The sequence below is a fragment of the Micromonospora sp. WMMD558 genome (genome assembly GCF_049315255.1).
Lineage (GTDB): Bacteria > Actinomycetota > Actinomycetes > Mycobacteriales > Micromonosporaceae > Micromonospora.
In genome coordinates this window covers 2,834,305-2,850,030 of sequence record NZ_CP186061.1, presented here as the reverse complement: position 1 = coordinate 2,850,030, position 15,726 = coordinate 2,834,305, and the positions used below count along the sequence as shown (strand labels likewise).

The 15,726-nt window shown below is 66.3% G+C and carries 11 protein-coding genes, 2 tRNA genes and 3 rRNA genes; 5 read left to right on the top strand and 11 right to left on the bottom strand.

Going from position 1 to position 15,726, the window contains the following annotated elements; translation table 11 throughout:
* Positions 1 to 43 precede the first annotated feature (43 nt).
* Positions 44 to 727, top strand: coding sequence for a hypothetical protein (locus ACN26Y_RS13880; RefSeq protein ID WP_155330680.1), 684 nt, complete (start codon positions 44 to 46; stop codon positions 725 to 727).
* A 313-nt stretch (positions 728 to 1,040) separates the two neighbouring features.
* Here the strand turns inward: ACN26Y_RS13880 and rrf are convergent.
* The 3 genes from rrf to ACN26Y_RS13865 form a co-directional block, all read right to left on the bottom strand.
* Positions 1,041 to 1,157: ribosomal RNA gene (rrf, locus tag ACN26Y_RS13875) — 5S ribosomal RNA — on the bottom strand.
* Between the two features lie 83 nt (positions 1,158 to 1,240).
* Positions 1,241 to 4,356: ribosomal RNA gene (locus tag ACN26Y_RS13870) — 23S ribosomal RNA — on the bottom strand.
* A gap of 387 nt (positions 4,357 to 4,743) precedes the next feature.
* Positions 4,744 to 6,259, bottom strand: a 16S ribosomal RNA gene (locus tag ACN26Y_RS13865).
* The 16S, 23S and 5S rRNA genes sit together here, the layout of an rRNA operon.
* Positions 6,260 to 6,963: 704 nt before the next feature.
* Here ACN26Y_RS13865 and ACN26Y_RS13860 point away from each other — a divergent pair.
* Positions 6,964 to 7,185: a hypothetical protein gene (locus tag ACN26Y_RS13860; protein ID WP_155330679.1), complete on the top strand. Its 222-nt coding sequence runs from the start codon at positions 6,964 to 6,966 to the stop codon at positions 7,183 to 7,185.
* Here ACN26Y_RS13860 and ACN26Y_RS13855 read toward each other — a convergent pair.
* From ACN26Y_RS13855 to ACN26Y_RS13830, 6 genes are all read right to left on the bottom strand, one after another.
* Positions 7,182 to 7,979 (bottom strand): carbon-nitrogen hydrolase family protein, encoded by a 798-nt coding sequence (locus tag ACN26Y_RS13855; protein ID WP_155330678.1) that lies wholly within the window; start codon positions 7,977 to 7,979, stop codon positions 7,182 to 7,184. The two genes, ACN26Y_RS13860 and ACN26Y_RS13855, sit on opposite strands and share 4 nt — an antisense overlap.
* A gap of 81 nt (positions 7,980 to 8,060) precedes the next feature.
* Positions 8,061 to 9,350: an ATP-dependent Clp protease ATP-binding subunit ClpX gene (clpX, locus tag ACN26Y_RS13850; RefSeq protein WP_155330677.1), complete on the bottom strand. Its 1,290-nt coding sequence runs from the start codon at positions 9,348 to 9,350 to the stop codon at positions 8,061 to 8,063.
* A gap of 208 nt (positions 9,351 to 9,558) precedes the next feature.
* Positions 9,559 to 10,221, bottom strand: coding sequence for an ATP-dependent Clp protease proteolytic subunit (locus ACN26Y_RS13845; RefSeq protein ID WP_155330676.1), 663 nt, complete (start codon positions 10,219 to 10,221; stop codon positions 9,559 to 9,561).
* A 14-nt stretch (positions 10,222 to 10,235) separates the two neighbouring features.
* On the bottom strand, positions 10,236 to 10,877 hold the full coding sequence (locus tag ACN26Y_RS13840; protein ID WP_155330675.1) for a ClpP family protease: 642 nt from the start codon (positions 10,875 to 10,877) through the stop codon (positions 10,236 to 10,238).
* A gap of 173 nt (positions 10,878 to 11,050) precedes the next feature.
* The gene (gene tig / locus ACN26Y_RS13835) at positions 11,051 to 12,397 is read right to left on the bottom strand and encodes a trigger factor (RefSeq protein WP_155330674.1); all 1,347 of its coding nucleotides are present in this window, start codon (positions 12,395 to 12,397) and stop codon (positions 11,051 to 11,053) included.
* Between the two features lie 144 nt (positions 12,398 to 12,541).
* Positions 12,542 to 12,615: transfer RNA gene (locus ACN26Y_RS13830), tRNA-Pro, on the bottom strand.
* Between the two features lie 435 nt (positions 12,616 to 13,050).
* On the opposite strand from ACN26Y_RS13830, the gene ACN26Y_RS13825 reads away from it, so the two are divergent.
* Positions 13,051 to 13,124, top strand: a tRNA-Gly gene (locus ACN26Y_RS13825).
* Between the two features lie 268 nt (positions 13,125 to 13,392).
* A complete protein-coding gene (locus ACN26Y_RS13820) occupies positions 13,393 to 13,656 on the top strand; it encodes a hypothetical protein (protein WP_155330673.1) in 264 nt (87 codons plus the stop codon).
* A gap of 279 nt (positions 13,657 to 13,935) precedes the next feature.
* On the opposite strand, the gene ACN26Y_RS13815 is transcribed toward ACN26Y_RS13820, so the two are convergent.
* Complete coding sequence (locus ACN26Y_RS13815; RefSeq protein WP_155330671.1) at positions 13,936 to 14,334, bottom strand: hypothetical protein; 399 nt, start codon at positions 14,332 to 14,334, stop codon at positions 13,936 to 13,938.
* Between the two features lie 270 nt (positions 14,335 to 14,604).
* Positions 14,605 to 15,117 carry a GNAT family N-acetyltransferase gene (locus ACN26Y_RS13810; RefSeq protein ID WP_155330670.1) on the bottom strand — a complete coding sequence of 171 codons (513 nt, stop codon included), beginning with the start codon at positions 15,115 to 15,117 and terminating at the stop codon, positions 14,605 to 14,607.
* A gap of 115 nt (positions 15,118 to 15,232) precedes the next feature.
* Between ACN26Y_RS13810 and ACN26Y_RS13805 the strand changes: the two genes are divergently transcribed.
* Positions 15,233 to 15,706 carry an SRPBCC family protein gene (locus ACN26Y_RS13805; protein WP_196255849.1) on the top strand — a complete coding sequence of 158 codons (474 nt, stop codon included), beginning with the start codon at positions 15,233 to 15,235 and terminating at the stop codon, positions 15,704 to 15,706.
* The last annotated feature ends 20 nt before the right edge of the window (positions 15,707 to 15,726 follow it).

Below are 15,726 nucleotides of genomic sequence, written 5' to 3'. Positions count from 1 at the left end.
GGACCCGACGTGCGCCACCGGTGCTTCGCGTACGGTGTCGGCTATGTCCGACGCACATCTCACCGAGCGGCCGGTCGACGACGCGCCCGAGCCTGTCGAACTGACCGACGAGCCGATCCGCCTCGGCGCCGGGGCCCCGGAGGGGACCTCCGAGCGGCGGCCGGGCCGGTCGCGGCGGCGACGGGTGGCGTGGGTCCTCGCGGCGGCCGTCGGGCTCGCCGGCGTCGGAGCCTTCGGCACCGCCGGCTGGCGGATCGCCCAGCAGAAGGACGCCGACATCGCCAGCCCCGACCGGGTGGCCGGGCTGACCCGCGACGACAGTGAGCGGGCCCGCAGCACCGCGGACTACCTGCGCAGCGGTTTCGCCGCCGACGTCGAGCTGGACCGCAGCTTCGGCACCGTCTACCGGGACCCGGCGAACGAGCGCCGCTCGGTCCTCATCTTCGGCGGGACCACCCTGCTGTGGCAGCCCGAGCGCGACCTGGACAGCCTCTTCGACCTGATGACCGACGAGACCGGCCGGGTCACCGGCCTGCGCGAGGTCCCTGCGGGCCGGCTGGGTGGCGTCCTCAAGTGCGGGACGACCAGCGGGGAGGGCGGCGACTTCGCGGTGTGCGGTTGGGCCGACCACGGCAGCGTCGTGATGGCGATGTTCCCCGACCGGTCGGTCGGGGAGGCGGGCAACCTGCTGCGCAGCATGCGCGAGGAGATGCAGACCCGGGACTGACCGCGGGCACCGTCGCGGGCGGGCACCGCGCGGCCGCGCCGGCTCCGCGCCGGTGCGGCCTTCCCCAGGAGTACGCACACCGCGTCCCGCCGTGCGCCACGCGGCCCGCCACCCGCCGTCCCCATCGGCGGCGCCGTGATCATGCCGCCGGGAGCAACTTCGGGGAAGATGTCGCCTCACTGCAGGGTGAGGCGACGTCTTCCCCGAAGTTGCGGCCGCGCGCGGCGGTGGCATGGCGGGGAGTTCGGGGTGGGTTTCCGGGGCGGAAACGCGTTCAGGGCCACCCAGTTGGGTGGCCCTGAACGGGAAAGATGTCCGGCGGTGTCCTACTCTCCCACACCCTCCCGAGTGCAGTACCATCGGCGCTGGAGGGCTTAGCTTCCGGGTTCGGAATGTTACCGGGCGTTTCCCCTCCGCCATGACCGCCGTAACTCTATCGACATGTCAAACAACACCCACACGGGTTTGTTGTTCGTTTGTCGGGAGTTGCACAGTGGACGCGTAGCAGCTTTGTTGGTCAAGTCCTCGGCCTATTAGTACCGGTCAACTGAACCCGTTACCGGGCTTACATTTCCGGCCTATCAACCCAGTCGTCTAGCTGGGGGCCTTACCCACCCCGAAAGGTGGTGGGATACCTCATCTTGAAGCGAGCTTCCCGCTTAGATGCTTTCAGCGGTTATCCCTTCCGAACGTAGCTAACCAGCCGTGCCCCTGGCGGGACAACTGGCACACCAGAGGTTCGTCCGTCCCGGTCCTCTCGTACTAGGGACAGCCCTTCTCAAGTATCCTACGCGCACGGCGGATAGGGACCGAACTGTCTCACGACGTTCTAAACCCAGCTCGCGTACCGCTTTAATGGGCGAACAGCCCAACCCTTGGGACCTGCTACAGCCCCAGGATGCGACGAGCCGACATCGAGGTGCCAAACCATCCCGTCGATATGGACTCTTGGGGAAGATCAGCCTGTTATCCCCGGGGTACCTTTTATCCGTTGAGCGACACCGCTTCCACATGCCAGTGCCGGATCACTAGTCCCGACTTTCGTCCCTGCTCGACCTGTCAGTCTCACAGTCAAGCTCCCTTGTGCACTTGCACTCAACACCTGATTGCCAACCAGGCTGAGGGAACCTTTGGGCGCCTCCGTTACCCTTTAGGAGGCAACCGCCCCAGTTAAACTACCCACCAGACACTGTCCCTGAACCGGATAACGGTCCGAAGTTAGATACCCAAACCAACCAGAGTGGTATTTCAAGATTGCCTCCACCCGCACTGGCGTGCGAGCTTCACCGGCTCCCACCTATCCTACACAAGCTAATTCAGATACCAATGTCAAGCTATAGTAAAGGTCCCGGGGTCTTTCCGTCCTGCCGCGCGTAACGAGCATCTTTACTCGTAGTGCAATTTCGCCGGGCCTGTGGTTGAGACAGTGGGGAAGTCGTTACGCCATTCGTGCAGGTCGGAACTTACCCGACAAGGAATTTCGCTACCTTAGGATGGTTATAGTTACCACCGCCGTTTACTGGCGCTTAAGTTCTCCGCTTCGCCCCCGAAAGAGCTAACAGGTCCCCTTAACGTTCCAGCACCGGGCAGGCGTCAGTCCATATACATCGAATTACTTCTTCGCATGGACCTGTGTTTTTAGTAAACAGTCGCTTCCCCCTGCTCTCTGCGGCCATACAACGCTCCACCCGCGCGGGGCTTCACGTCTCCGGCCCCCCTTCTCCCTAAGTTACGGGGGCAATTTGCCGAGTTCCTTAACCACAGTTCGCCCGATCGCCTCGGTATTCTCTACCTGACCACCTGTGTCGGTTTGGGGTACGGGCCGCTCGGAACTCGCTAGAGGCTTTTCTCGGCAGCATAGGATCACTGACTTCACCTGAATCGGCTCGGCATCACGTCTCAGCCTATGTGTGCTGCGGATTTGCCTACAGCACGGCCTACACGCTTACCCCGGCACAACCACCGGCCGGGCTCAGCTACCTTCCTGCGTCACCCCATCGCTTGACTACTACCCGCCAGGTTCCCACGCTCCCCGTGTTTGGTCCGAAGACCGCCCACAGATCGGGTGGTTAGCACAACGAGGTTCGTCAGGGTCGCTCCTTCGCGGGTACGGGAATATCAACCCGTTGTCCATCGACTACGCCTCTCGGCCTCGCCTTAGGTCCCGACTCACCCAGGGCGGATTAGCCTGGCCCTGGAACCCTTGGTCATCCGGCGGAAGGGTTTCTCACCCTTCTTTCGCTACTCATGCCTGCATTCTCACTCGTGCCGCGTCCACAACTGGGTCACCCCGCTGCTTCACCCCCGGCACGACGCTCCCCTACCCACCCACACACCTGCACCAACACCCCGAAGAGCGCCGGCGAAGTACTTGTGTGAGTGCCACAGCTTCGGCGGTGTGCTTGAGCCCCGCTACATTGTCGGCGCGGAACCACTTGACCAGTGAGCTATTACGCACTCTTTAAAGGGTGGCTGCTTCTAAGCCAACCTCCTGGTTGTCTATGCGACCCCACATCCTTTTCCACTTAGCACACGCTTAGGGGCCTTAGCTGGTGATCTGGGCTGTTTCCCTCTCGACTACGAAGCTTATCCCCCGCAGTCTCACTGCCGCGCTCTCACTTACCGGCATTCGGAGTTTGGCTGATTTCGGTAAGCTTGTGGGCCCCCTAGACCATCCAGTGCTCTACCTCCGGCAAGAAACACGCGACGCTGCACCTAAATGCATTTCGGGGAGAACCAGCTATCACGGAGTTTGATTGGCCTTTCACCCCTAACCACAGGTCATCCCCCAACTTTTCAACGTTGGTGGGTTCGGCCCTCCACGCGGTCTTACCCGCGCTTCAGCCTGCCCATGGCTAGATCACTCCGCTTCGGGTCTAGGACACGCGACTGAATCGCCCTATTCAGACTCGCTTTCGCTACGGCTCCCCCACACGGGTTAACCTCGCCACATGCCACTAACTCGCAGGCTCATTCTTCAAAAGGCACGCCGTCACCCCGCAAGGCTCCGACGGATTGTAGGCGAACGGTTTCAGGTACTATTTCACTCCCCTCCCGGGGTACTTTTCACCATTCCCTCACGGTACTCGTCCGCTATCGGTCACCAGGAAGTATTTAGGCTTACCAGGTGGTCCTGGCAGATTCACGGCAGATTTCAGGAGTCCGCCGCTACTCGGGAACACCCACAGAAGACCAGCTGCTTTCACCTACCGGACTATCACCGTCTACGGTCGGCCTTTCCAGACCATTCGACTAACAACTGGCTTTGTAACTCCTCACACGAGTGTCAGCTCGTGTAGCAGGGTCCCACAACCCCGACCACGCAACCCCTGACAGGTATCACACGCAGCCGGTTTAGCCTCAATCCGCTTTCGCTCGCCACTACTCACGGAATCACTGTTGTTTTCTCTTCCTACGGGTACTGAGATGTTTCACTTCCCCGCGTTCCCTCCACACACCCTATGAGTTCAGGTGCGGGTGACACCACATGACTGATGCCGGGTTCCCCCATTCGGACACCCTGGGATCACAGCTCGGTTGACAGCTCCCCCAGGCCTATCGCGGCCTCCCACGTCCTTCATCGGCTCCTGGTGCCAAGGCATCCACCGTTCGCCCTTGACAACTTGACCACAAAGATGCTCGCGTCCACTGTGCAATTCTCAACAAACGACCAACCCACAACCCGAAACACCCCACACCAGCAACCCCACCCCCACGGGGGCAGCATCCGGTATGCGAGGCCAGGCCGTGCCTGGCAACCAACCCTGGAACTCAACTCCAGGTCATGGTTTCCGAAAGGACAACCACCGGTTGTTCCTTCAGGACCCAACAGGGTGCCCATCATCCTCCCCCAGCCGCACCAGGACCCCGTTCCACACCACCGAAGTGGCCGTACTAGGAAGAACCCGGCCGTTGCCAGGGAAAAACTCGCCAGTGTCTCCGCCAATCGAGCACCCCGACCCGACATCCGCGGGCCGCGGGCTCCATACCACCCTTCGGTGGATGGTGCTCCTTAGAAAGGAGGTGATCCAGCCGCACCTTCCGGTACGGCTACCTTGTTACGACTTCGTCCCAATCGCCAGCCCCACCTTCGACGGCTCCCTCCCTGACGGGTTGGGCCACCGGCTTCGGGTGTTGCCGACTTTCGTGACGTGACGGGCGGTGTGTACAAGGCCCGGGAACGTATTCACCGCAGCGTTGCTGATCTGCGATTACTAGCGACTCCGACTTCACGGGGTCGAGTTGCAGACCCCGATCCGAACTGAGACCGGCTTTTTGGGATTCGCTCCACCTCACGGTATCGCAGCCCATTGTACCGGCCATTGTAGCATGCGTGAAGCCCTGGACATAAGGGGCATGATGACTTGACGTCATCCCCACCTTCCTCCGAGTTGACCCCGGCAGTCTTCGATGAGTCCCCGCCATAACGCGCTGGCAACATCGAACGAGGGTTGCGCTCGTTGCGGGACTTAACCCAACATCTCACGACACGAGCTGACGACAGCCATGCACCACCTGTGACCGCCCCCGAAGGACCCGACATCTCTGCCGGTTTTGCGGCCATGTCAAACCCAGGTAAGGTTCTTCGCGTTGCATCGAATTAATCCGCATGCTCCGCCGCTTGTGCGGGCCCCCGTCAATTCCTTTGAGTTTTAGCCTTGCGGCCGTACTCCCCAGGCGGGGCGCTTAATGCGTTAGCTGCGGCACAGGGAACCGGAGAGGCCCCCCACACCTAGCGCCCAACGTTTACAGCGTGGACTACCAGGGTATCTAATCCTGTTCGCTCCCCACGCTTTCGCTCCTCAGCGTCAGTATCGGCCCAGAGACCCGCCTTCGCCACCGGTGTTCCTCCTGATATCTGCGCATTTCACCGCTACACCAGGAATTCCAGTCTCCCCTACCGAACTCTAGCCTGCCCGTATCGACTGCAGGCCCGCAGTTGAGCCGCGGGTTTTCACAGTCGACGCGACAAGCCGCCTACGAGCTCTTTACGCCCAATAAATCCGGACAACGCTCGCGCCCTACGTCTTACCGCGGCTGCTGGCACGTAGTTGGCCGGCGCTTCTTCTGCAGGTACCGTCACTTCCGCTTCGTCCCTGCTGAAAGAGGTTTACAACCCGAAGGCCGTCATCCCTCACGCGGCGTCGCTGCATCAGGCTTCCGCCCATTGTGCAATATTCCCCACTGCTGCCTCCCGTAGGAGTCTGGGCCGTGTCTCAGTCCCAGTGTGGCCGGTCGCCCTCTCAGGCCGGCTACCCGTCGTCGCCTTGGTAGGCCATCACCCCACCAACAAGCTGATAGGCCGCGAGCCCATCCCAGGCCGAAAAACTTTCCACCCCCCACCATGCGGCAGGAAGTCCTATCCGGTATTAGCCCCGGTTTCCCGGGGTTATCCCAAAGCCTAGGGCAGGTTGCTCACGTGTTACTCACCCGTTCGCCGCTCGAGTACCCCGAAGGGCCTTTCCGCTCGACTTGCATGTGTTAAGCACGCCGCCAGCGTTCGTCCTGAGCCAGGATCAAACTCTCCAACAAAAACCTGTTGAAAAACTGTCCCAGCAACAAAAAGTGTTGCCAAAGGAATCCCAACCAGCCGAAACCACAGCCTCGACCAGTCCGGGGTATAAAACAATTTGGCACTGGCTTATCAAGCACCCTGTTGAGTTCTCAAAGAACAACCACACACCATCCGAGCTCCCACATTGTGGGACCCCGTCCGGGGCAACCTCTCAAACCTACCCGCCCGGCCCTTCGTCGTCAACCTGGTCACCCAGATGATCGACTCAGTGGGTCGGGATCCACGATGACGCACGCCGTGCCCGGCGGTCGTTACTGTCGTGGGAAGCGGCAGACCGGCCGACAATCGCTTGGCGATCATCTGCCCGGCTCCCTGCCGGCTTCAGAACTCTACCCGGTCGGCTTCGCGATCGCAACTCCAACTTCCGGAGTTCCTCGCACCGCCCGGCTCTCAGTCTCGCTCGGCGTCTCCGCCACGAGCCTGGCGCCCGTTCTCGGCCGGTTTGCCCGGCCTCCCGCGTGCAGAGAGAAAGTTACGCGGACGGGCCGCCGAAGGCAAATCAAGATCCGTCGCTGCCTGGTCTGCCACGCGGTCGCCGTTCGACTCCAGCCCTGACGGCTGACGGCCCGTCCCGATTCCCCGGTGACTGATGCCGCTCCGCCCAGCGATCCCGCCGTCACGGCACGACGCAGAACCGGAACGACATGCGACAGTGGGTGACATGGCTGACCTGACCGCGACGGCGGTGCTCGCCGAGGACGCGCTACTCGGACTGCTGCTGCCGTTCTGGCAGGTGGTCATCGGCGCGTTCGTGCTCGTCGTGCTGGTGGTGTCGGTCGGCAGGCTCGCCCGGCGCGGGCCGTCCCGCATGACCACCGCGCTTCTCGTCACCGCGGCCGCCATCGCCGGGCTCGCCACGGTCGGGGTGCTGCTCCAGGGCTAGAGCCGGCGGTTGGCGAGGCTGGGCAGTTCGGCGCGGACGGTGCGCAGCCGGTCCAGGTCGAGGTCCGCGATCGCGACCCCCTGGCCGTCGGGGACCTGGGTGAGGACGAGACCCCACGGGTCCACCACCATGCTGCGCCCGAAGCAGGTCCGGGCCGGCTCGTGATCCCCCGTCTGGCCGGCGGCCGCCACGAAGCACTGGTTCTCGATGGCCCGCGCCCGCAGCAGCACCTCCCAGTGGTCCCGCCCGGTGTGCAGCATGAACGCCGCGGGCACGACGAGCAGGTGGGCGCCCCCGTCCGTGACGAGCCGCCGGTAGAGCTCGGGGAAGCGCAGGTCGTAGCAGATCGACAGGCCGACCCGTAGCCCCTCGACGTCGACGACCACCGGCTGCACCCCGGGAGCGACCGTGGCCGATTCGAGGTACGAGACCCGGCCGGGGATCTCCACGTCGTACAGGTGGATCTTGCGGTAGGTGGCGGCGAGCGCGCCGGACCGGTCGAACACCAGCGACGTGTTGTAGGTGCGCTGCGGGTCCGGGCCCCGCTCGTGGACCGAGCCGGCGATCACCCACATGCCGAGCCGTCGGGCGACGGCGGCGAAGAACTGCCCCACCTCACCGTCGACCGGCTCCGGGTCAGGAAGACCGGCGGCCGGCCCAAGGTAGTCGACGTACTCGGGCAGGACCGCGAGATCGGCGCCGCCGGCGGCGGCGCGCTCCAGCAGGGACTCCGCGGCTGCCAGGTTCGCCTTGCGGTCGTCCCGGGCGTTCAGCTGGCAGACGGCGACGCGCATGGCATCAGCGTACGGGCGGGGAAGCTCCGGCGACAGGACCGGCGCCGCGGTGAGGCTTCACGGCGGCGCCCGTCGAGCCGGTCAGGCGGACTTCTCCTCGCGGTCCCGGCGGGCCCGCCGGCCGGTGAACTCGCGCGGGACGATCGTGGGGTTCACGTTCTCCAGGACGACCTCGCGGGTGATCAGCACGCGGGCGGCGTCCGGGTTGCTCGGAACCTCGTACATCACGGAGAGCAGGACCTCTTCCATGATCGCGCGGAGGCCGCGGGCGCCGGTGCCACGGAGCATCGCTTGGTCGGCGATCGCCTCCAGCGCCGGCGGCTCGAACTCCAGCTCGACGCCGTCCAGCTCGAAGAGGCGCTGGTACTGCCGGACGAGGGCGTTCCGGGGCTCGGTGAGGATCCGGACCAGGGCGGTGCGGTCGAGGCTGCGCACACTGGTGATCACCGGGAGACGGCCGATGAACTCCGGGATCAGGCCGAACTTCAGCATGTCCTCCGGCATCACCTGGCTGAAGATGTCGTCCGTCGAGCGCTCGGAGACGGACCGGAGCCGGGCCCCGAAGCCGGTGCCGCCGTGGCCGGTGCGCGCCTCGATGATCTGGTCGAGGCCGGCGAAGGCACCACCGCAGATGAACAGCACGTTGGTGGTGTCGATCTGGATGAACTCCTGGTGCGGGTGCTTCCGGCCGCCCTGGGGCGGCACGTTCGCGACCGTGCCCTCCAGCATCTTCAGCAGCGCCTGCTGGACACCCTCGCCGGAGACGTCCCGCGTGATCGACGGATTCTCCGACTTCCGCGCGATCTTGTCGACCTCGTCGATGTAGATGATTCCGGTCTCGGCGCGCTTGATGTCGTAGTCGGCGGCCTGGATCAGCTTGAGGAGGATGTTCTCCACGTCCTCGCCGACGTAGCCGGCCTCGGTCAGGGCGGTGGCGTCCGCGATGGCGAACGGGACGTTCAGCATCCGGGCCAGGGTCTGGGCGAGGTGTGTCTTGCCGCACCCCGTCGGGCCGAGGAGCAGGATGTTGGACTTGGCCACCTCGACGCTGTCGGTGCCGGGCGCGCCGGTGGCGTCGGCCTGGATCCGCTTGTAGTGGTTGTAGACCGCTACGGCGAGCGCCTTCTTGGCCTGGTCCTGCCCGACGACGTAGTTGTCGAGGAACTGGCAGATCTCCATCGGCTTGGGAAGCTCTTCCCACTTCACCTCGCCGGACTCGGCCAGCTCCTCCTCGATGATCTCGTTGCAGAGATCGATGCACTCGTCGCAGATGTAGACCCCGGGGCCCGCGATGAGCTTCTTGACCTGCTTCTGCGACTTGCCGCAGAAGGAGCACTTCAGTAGGTCGCCGCCGTCACCGATCCGTGCCACCTACGTTCTCCCTGCACTCATCGGCCGGGGACCCGGCCATGACCTGCGGACGCTGCGCGCCGCCCGTCTTCGTTGCCGCGCCGGCGAGGGGCCGGCGAGGCGGTACAGACCCGACGTTACCCGCTGGCGCGAATTTCTCCGACCCCCAAAACGGGTGTGTCAGAGGTCGGTCGGGAGCGGACCCCCGACCGACCTCCAACCGTGCTGCTCAGCTGGCGGCGTTGGCGGCCAGCAGACCCTTCTTGCGGCTGGTGAGGATCGTGTCCACCAGCCCGTACTCCTTGGACTCCTCGGCCGTCATGATCTTGTCACGGTCGATGTCCTTGCGGACCTTCTCAACCGGCTGGTTGCAGTGCCGCGAAAGCATCTCCTCCAGCTGGGTCCGCATCCGCAGGATCTCCCGGGCCTGGATCTCGATGTCCGAGCCCTGCCCGTAGCCGCCCTCGGTGGCCGGCTGGTGGATGATGATCCGTGAGTTCGGAAGGGCCATCCGCTTGCCCGGCGTGCCGGCGGCGAGCAGCACCGCCGCCGCGCTGGCCGCCTGGCCCAGGCAGACCGTCTGGATGTCCGGACGGACGTACTGCATGGTGTCGTAGATCGCCGTCATGGCCGTGAACGAGCCACCGGGCGAGTTGATGTACATGATGATGTCGCGGTCCGGATCCGTGCCCTCCAGCGTCAGCAGCTGGGCCATCACGTCGTTGGCCGACGCGTCGTCCACCTGGACACCGAGGAAGATGATCCGGTCCTCGAAGAGCTTGTTGTACGGGTTGGACTCCTTGACCCCGTACGACGTGCGCTCGACGAACGACGGCAGGACGTAGCGGTTGTGCACGGCCGCGAACCGCGGCGGCAGGCTCAGGTCGGTCATCGTCAGCTCCTCGCTCAGCTCAGGGTCCCGGCGCCTTCCGGAACCTGTGCGGCTCCGGTGATCACCTTGTCGATGAAGCCGTAGTCCACGGCCTCCTGGGCGGTGAACCAACGGTCCCGGTCCGAGTCGGCCTCGATCTGAGCGGCGTTCTGGCCGGTGTGGAAGGCGACCCGCTCCTGGAACATCCGCTTCGTGTAGAGCATCTGCTCCGCCTGGATGGCGATGTCCGCCGCGGTGCCTCCCATGCCGCCGGACGGCTGGTGCATCATGATCCGCGCGTGCGGCAGGGCGTACCGCTTGCCCTTGGTGCCCGCGCAGAGCAGCAGCTGGCCCATCGAGGCCGCCATGCCCATCGCCACGGTCGACACGTCGTTGTCGATGAACTGCATCGTGTCGTAGATCGCCATGCCCGAGTAGACCGAGCCACCGGGCGAGTTGATCCACAGGTTGATGTCGCGGTCCGGGTCCTCCGCGGCGAGCAGCAGAAGCTGCGCGCAGATGCGGTTGGCGACCTGGTCGGTCACCTCGCTGCCCAGGAAGACGATCCGCTCCTTGAGCAACCGGTTGTAGACCGAGTCGTCGAGGTTGCCAATGTTGTCGCCACCGCGGGCTTCGATCGCCCGGAGCGGCGTCGCTGGGATGTGCATGTCGGTCATGGCAGCCCTTCGCTCTCCGTACCGTCCTACCCGACACTAACCGCTCAGCCTGACGCCAGAGCGCCGGTCCGGGCACTGTTCGCTCTCAGCGCAGCCCCGTCGGGGCGTACCCCGGAAACGGGTTTCGGCCGCCGCCCAACCGCGAGGGATGGACGGCGGCCGCACCGCGACGATCAGTGCTCGTGGTCGTGCTCGGCCTCGCTGGCGGCGCGCAGCGCGTCCAGGCTCACCTCGTTGCCGGTGGTGTCCTTGATCGTGATCCGCTCCATGATCGAAGCAAGCGCCTTGCCGCGGCGGACGTCGCCGTAGACGGCGCCCGCGGCGCCCGAGCGGACGAGCTGGTCGTAGTACTGCTGCGGGGGCATCCCGGCCCGCTGCGCGCGGTGGACGATCTCGTGCCCGAACTCGTCGTCGGAGACCTGGGTGTCCTCCGCGTCGGCGATCGTGTCCAGCAGGAGCTGGATCTTGACCCCCTGCGTGGCGGCCTCGGTCAGCTCCTCGTCGATCTGCTCCTCGGTCTTCTCCTCGGCCGCGAGGTACTCCTCCAGCGAGGCGCCGATGCGCTCCAGCTGGTCGACCATCGCCGCCTTGCGGCTCTCGACCTCCTCGCGGACGACGCCCTCCGGCGCCGGCACCTCGGCAGCCTCGACCAGCTGCTCGAGGGCCTTGTCCCGCGCGGCGTAGATCTGCTCGACCCGCTTGCCCCGGGTCACCCGCTCACGCAGGTCGTTGCGGAGCTCCTCGATCGTGTCGAACTCGCTCGCCATCTGGGCGAAGTCGTCGTCCAGCTCCGGGAGCTCCTTCTCCTTGACCGTGCGGACGGTCACCGCCACCTCGGCGTCCCGGCCGGCGTAGTCGCCGCCGACGAGCTGCGTGGTGAAGGTGGTGCTGTCACCGGCGGCGAGGCCGACGAGCGCCTCGTCCAGGCCCGGCAGGAGCTGCTTGCTGCCGACCTCGTGCGAGATGTTGCTCGCCGAGCCGCCCGGCACATCCTCGCCGTCGACCGTCGCGTTCAGGTCGATCTGCACGTAGTCGCCCTCGGCGGCGGCCCGCTCGACGGTCTTGAGGGTGGCGAACCGCTCGCGCAGGCTGCTCACCTGGGCGTCGATCTCGCTGTCGTCGATCTGCAGCTCGTCGACGGTCACCTCGATGGTGGCCAGGTCGGGCAGGGTGATCTCGGGGCGGACGTCGACCTCGGCGGTGAAGTTCAGCGAGTCACCGTCGGCGAACTCGGTGATCTCGACCTCGGGGCGGCCCAGCGTCTTCAGGTCGTGCTCGCGGACCGCGGCGAGGATGTTCTGCGGGATGGCCTCCTGCACCGCCTCGTTGAGGACGGTGCCCCGGCCGACCCGCTGGTCGATCACGGCGGTCGGAACCTTGCCCCGGCGGAAGCCGGGAACCTGGACCTGCTGGCCGATCTCCCGGTACGCCTTCTTGAGGCTCGGCTCGAGCTCGACGAACGGCACCTCGATGGCGAGCCGCACGCGCGTCGGGCTCAGAGTCTCGACGGTGCTCTTCACAGGCGTACTCCTTGACGGATCTCGGTTGGTCTGGGCGCTCTCTACAGCCCATCGAGTGTAGGCGAGCCGGCGCGGCCGGCCGGCAGCGCCCGGGAACCGCGCGGAGAACGGCGGCGCCCGGGACGACCCGGTCGCGGACGACAGTCGGGGTGGCGGGATTTGAACCCACGGCCCCTCGCTCCCAAAGCGAGTGCGCTACCAAGCTGCGCCACACCCCGTGGCGGGAAGCAGTCTATGCCGTCCGCGCCCGCCCGGGGTCTCCCGGGGCGTCCGCTGCCGCGTGTCCACGTTTCGAAGGCGCCGCAGAAGCCTTCGCCGTCGGGCGCGAAGGACCGTGACCGCCGGGCGCGCCGGCCGGAGCGCGGAAGGGCCGCACCGCGTGGGACGGAGGCCACACCACAGCGGCCTGCGTCGCCGGGCGCCGGGCGGCAGGCGGCAGGCGACAGGCGACAGGCGGCAGGCGGCAGGCGGCAGGCGACAGGCGACAGGCGACAGGCGACAACATCAGGGAAAGTGCTGTCTCGACCGCCCCTTGAGGCCCCTCTTTCCCTGATGTTGTGCGGATCTTGTGGCGGTGACGCGCCGGGCGCGGCTGCGCGGGCACCGGCCGCATTGGGTACGCTGTCGGCGCGTCCCCCTGTCGAGGGGCGCATGCGGGCGTAGCTCAATGGCAGAGCTTCAGTCTTCCAAACTGACGGTGCGGGTTCGATTCCCGTCGCCCGCTCCACCGCCTTCCGGCACAGGTCAGAGGCTGCATCCCCGATCCTGGGCCGGTCGGCCACTCCCCCGCTTCGATCTTGGCCATCCGTGGGCCACGAGGGCCTGTCCGGCCGATCATGTCGAGCCGAGGCGAGGTCCAGGCGATCCGGCAAAGGCGGAGATTCCTCCGGATACCGGTGTTGTATTCGGACGAATCTCCAGTACTTCCGGCGGCCTTCTCAGTCGACCGGCGGGGCCGGCAGCCGACAGCCGGGCTCCGGAGTCTCCCGCTGGTCATGCTCAAACTCGTACGCGCATTCACCGCACATGCCGTCGACGTCATTGCCGAAGCCGTGCTCCATCCATGGGTGGCCGCACGCCGGACAATCTCCCAGCGCACGGAGTTTCCGAGCCGTCTCGGCCCGTTGTCGCCAACGCTGCAACAGGTTCGCCACGCCTCGATGATGCCGCACAACCGCTTGCCGCCGCTGCGCCCCAACTGTGTCGCAGATCAGTTGACGGACGAGCATCGCGCATCAGTCGACGGCGGACAGCGGTGACCGCGAACAACCGTCGAATTGGCCTCTTGCAAGGATCAAGGCGGCCCGGCCCCGGCCTGCTGGCGACCTCCGGCCGGCATCGGCCGGGCCGGCCGGCCACGCTTAGGGACGACCAGGATCCGAAGACCTCGGGGCTCCGCCCCGAACCCCGACCCTCCTAATAGAGATGCCGCCGCGGCTCACATCGCCGGCACCACAAGGGCTAGCAGCCCCCCCCCCCGGACGGTCTACGACTGCCCGACGAGGAGATCCGCCTTCAACCACCCGGCCACGACCCACCTACTGTGCTGCCCCGGGTAGGTACCACAACCCGGCCTGTTGACGGTCTTGCAGCCAGCGGACCCGAGATGCCTCATCGGGTTGAGGTGGCCAATCGCGATAGGGCAGGAAGGCTACCCGCCAAGCGATCACTACGAAGATGTAGAAGCCGAACCCGCCGGTTAACCACCACAGTGCGTCGCGGCGACGGTAGGAGGCATGAGGCGCAAGCCAGGCCGTGGCCGCCATCGGAACGGCGATCCAGCCGAGATCCGCGAGCGGGCCGGCGCCCATCACACCCTCGATCAGCTCACGGATGATGATGGATGGCACCACCACCCCGACCACCAGCAGCGCGGCGATGAACGTGCGGGGCGCTCGTCTGAGTGGTGGGCGCGAGCTGAGCGGATCAACGGGCATGGCCCGCAGGATACGAGCCAGCAGCTATCGCCAACGCAGAGCGGCCGTGACCTGTACAGTCCGAGGCTGAGCCAGGCCATCCACGGGCCAGTACTCGGGAGACGCAGCGGCCACGAGCGGGCACAGGGGCACAAGGCTCTACCGCCGGCCGCAGCCGTTTCGGGCATCACGACCGGTTGAGCACGCTCTTCCAAACTGACGGTGCGGGTTCGATTCCCGTCGCCCGCTCCAACCACGAAGGCCGAGGTCGCAGCATCCCTCGCACCTCGGTCACCGGAGCGTGATCCGGTAACGCCGCGCCGGCCCGAGTTCGCTTTCCTGCACGCTCTCGAGGACGCCGCCGTGGCGTTCGATCGTCCTGGCCGACGCGACGTTGTCGGCCGCGCAGACCACCAGCAACCGGTCCGGGCCCAGTGCCCGCGCCTCGCCGAGCATCTCGCCCAGTGCCCAGGTGGCGAGTCCGCGCCGGCGCGCAGACGGCCGGATGCCGTAGCCGATGTGACCGATCCGCCGCACGAGGTCGTCGGGCCCGTGCCGCAGCGCGATACCGCCCAGCACCCGGTCGCCGTCGACGATCCACCGGTACGTGCAGTGCCCGCGTCCGGCGTCCGGCGGTGTCACGTCCGCCAGCCGGGCCACCCAGGCCGCGAACCCGGCCGGTGTGTCCACCTCGTCGGACGGCAGCAGCCCGAACCCGTCCTCGTGGACGCCGGGACCCCACTCGTCGCGGGCCTGAAGCCAGGCGGCGTGCAGGCGGACGGTCGGCGGGATCAGTTCGGGCATCCGGCGACGATAGCCGCGCACGCCAGGCATGCCGTGGGGGCCGGTGAGGCGGATCCGGCGCCGCGTCGAGTCGCACGGTTTTGAGCGCTCGCTCAAAACCGCGTACGCTGCCCGCATGATGGTGCGTACGTGTTGGACCGTGCCGCATCCGCCCGAGGTCCTGTGGCCGGCGCTCTGTGACTCGCGCATGGAGTTGCGCCCCCGGTGCCCGGTGTTCTGCCTCGGCGTGCCCCGGCCCACCGCGTGCCGGCTACCGGACGGGCCCGGCGCGGTGGGCGCGCGCCGGCAGTGCGCCTCCGAGCAGGGTGTGGTGCGGCAGCGGATCACGCGGTGGGAGCCGCCGGCGCGGTTGGCGTTCCGGATGGAGTCGACCGATATCGGCTTCCACCGGTTCGTCGACGAACTGGGCGACGAGTTCGAGCTGACAGCGGCGGGCAGCGGTACCCGGGTCACCCGCATGACGACGGTGACGGTGCGCGGACGGCGGTACGCCGCGCTGTATCCGGCGCTGTGGCTGGGGTTGAAGGCGGTGCACCGTTTCGTGTTCCGCAACTGGCAGCGGAGGGCGGCGGCGCCACCGGCGGGGTGACCACTGCCGGTGGCGCGCCC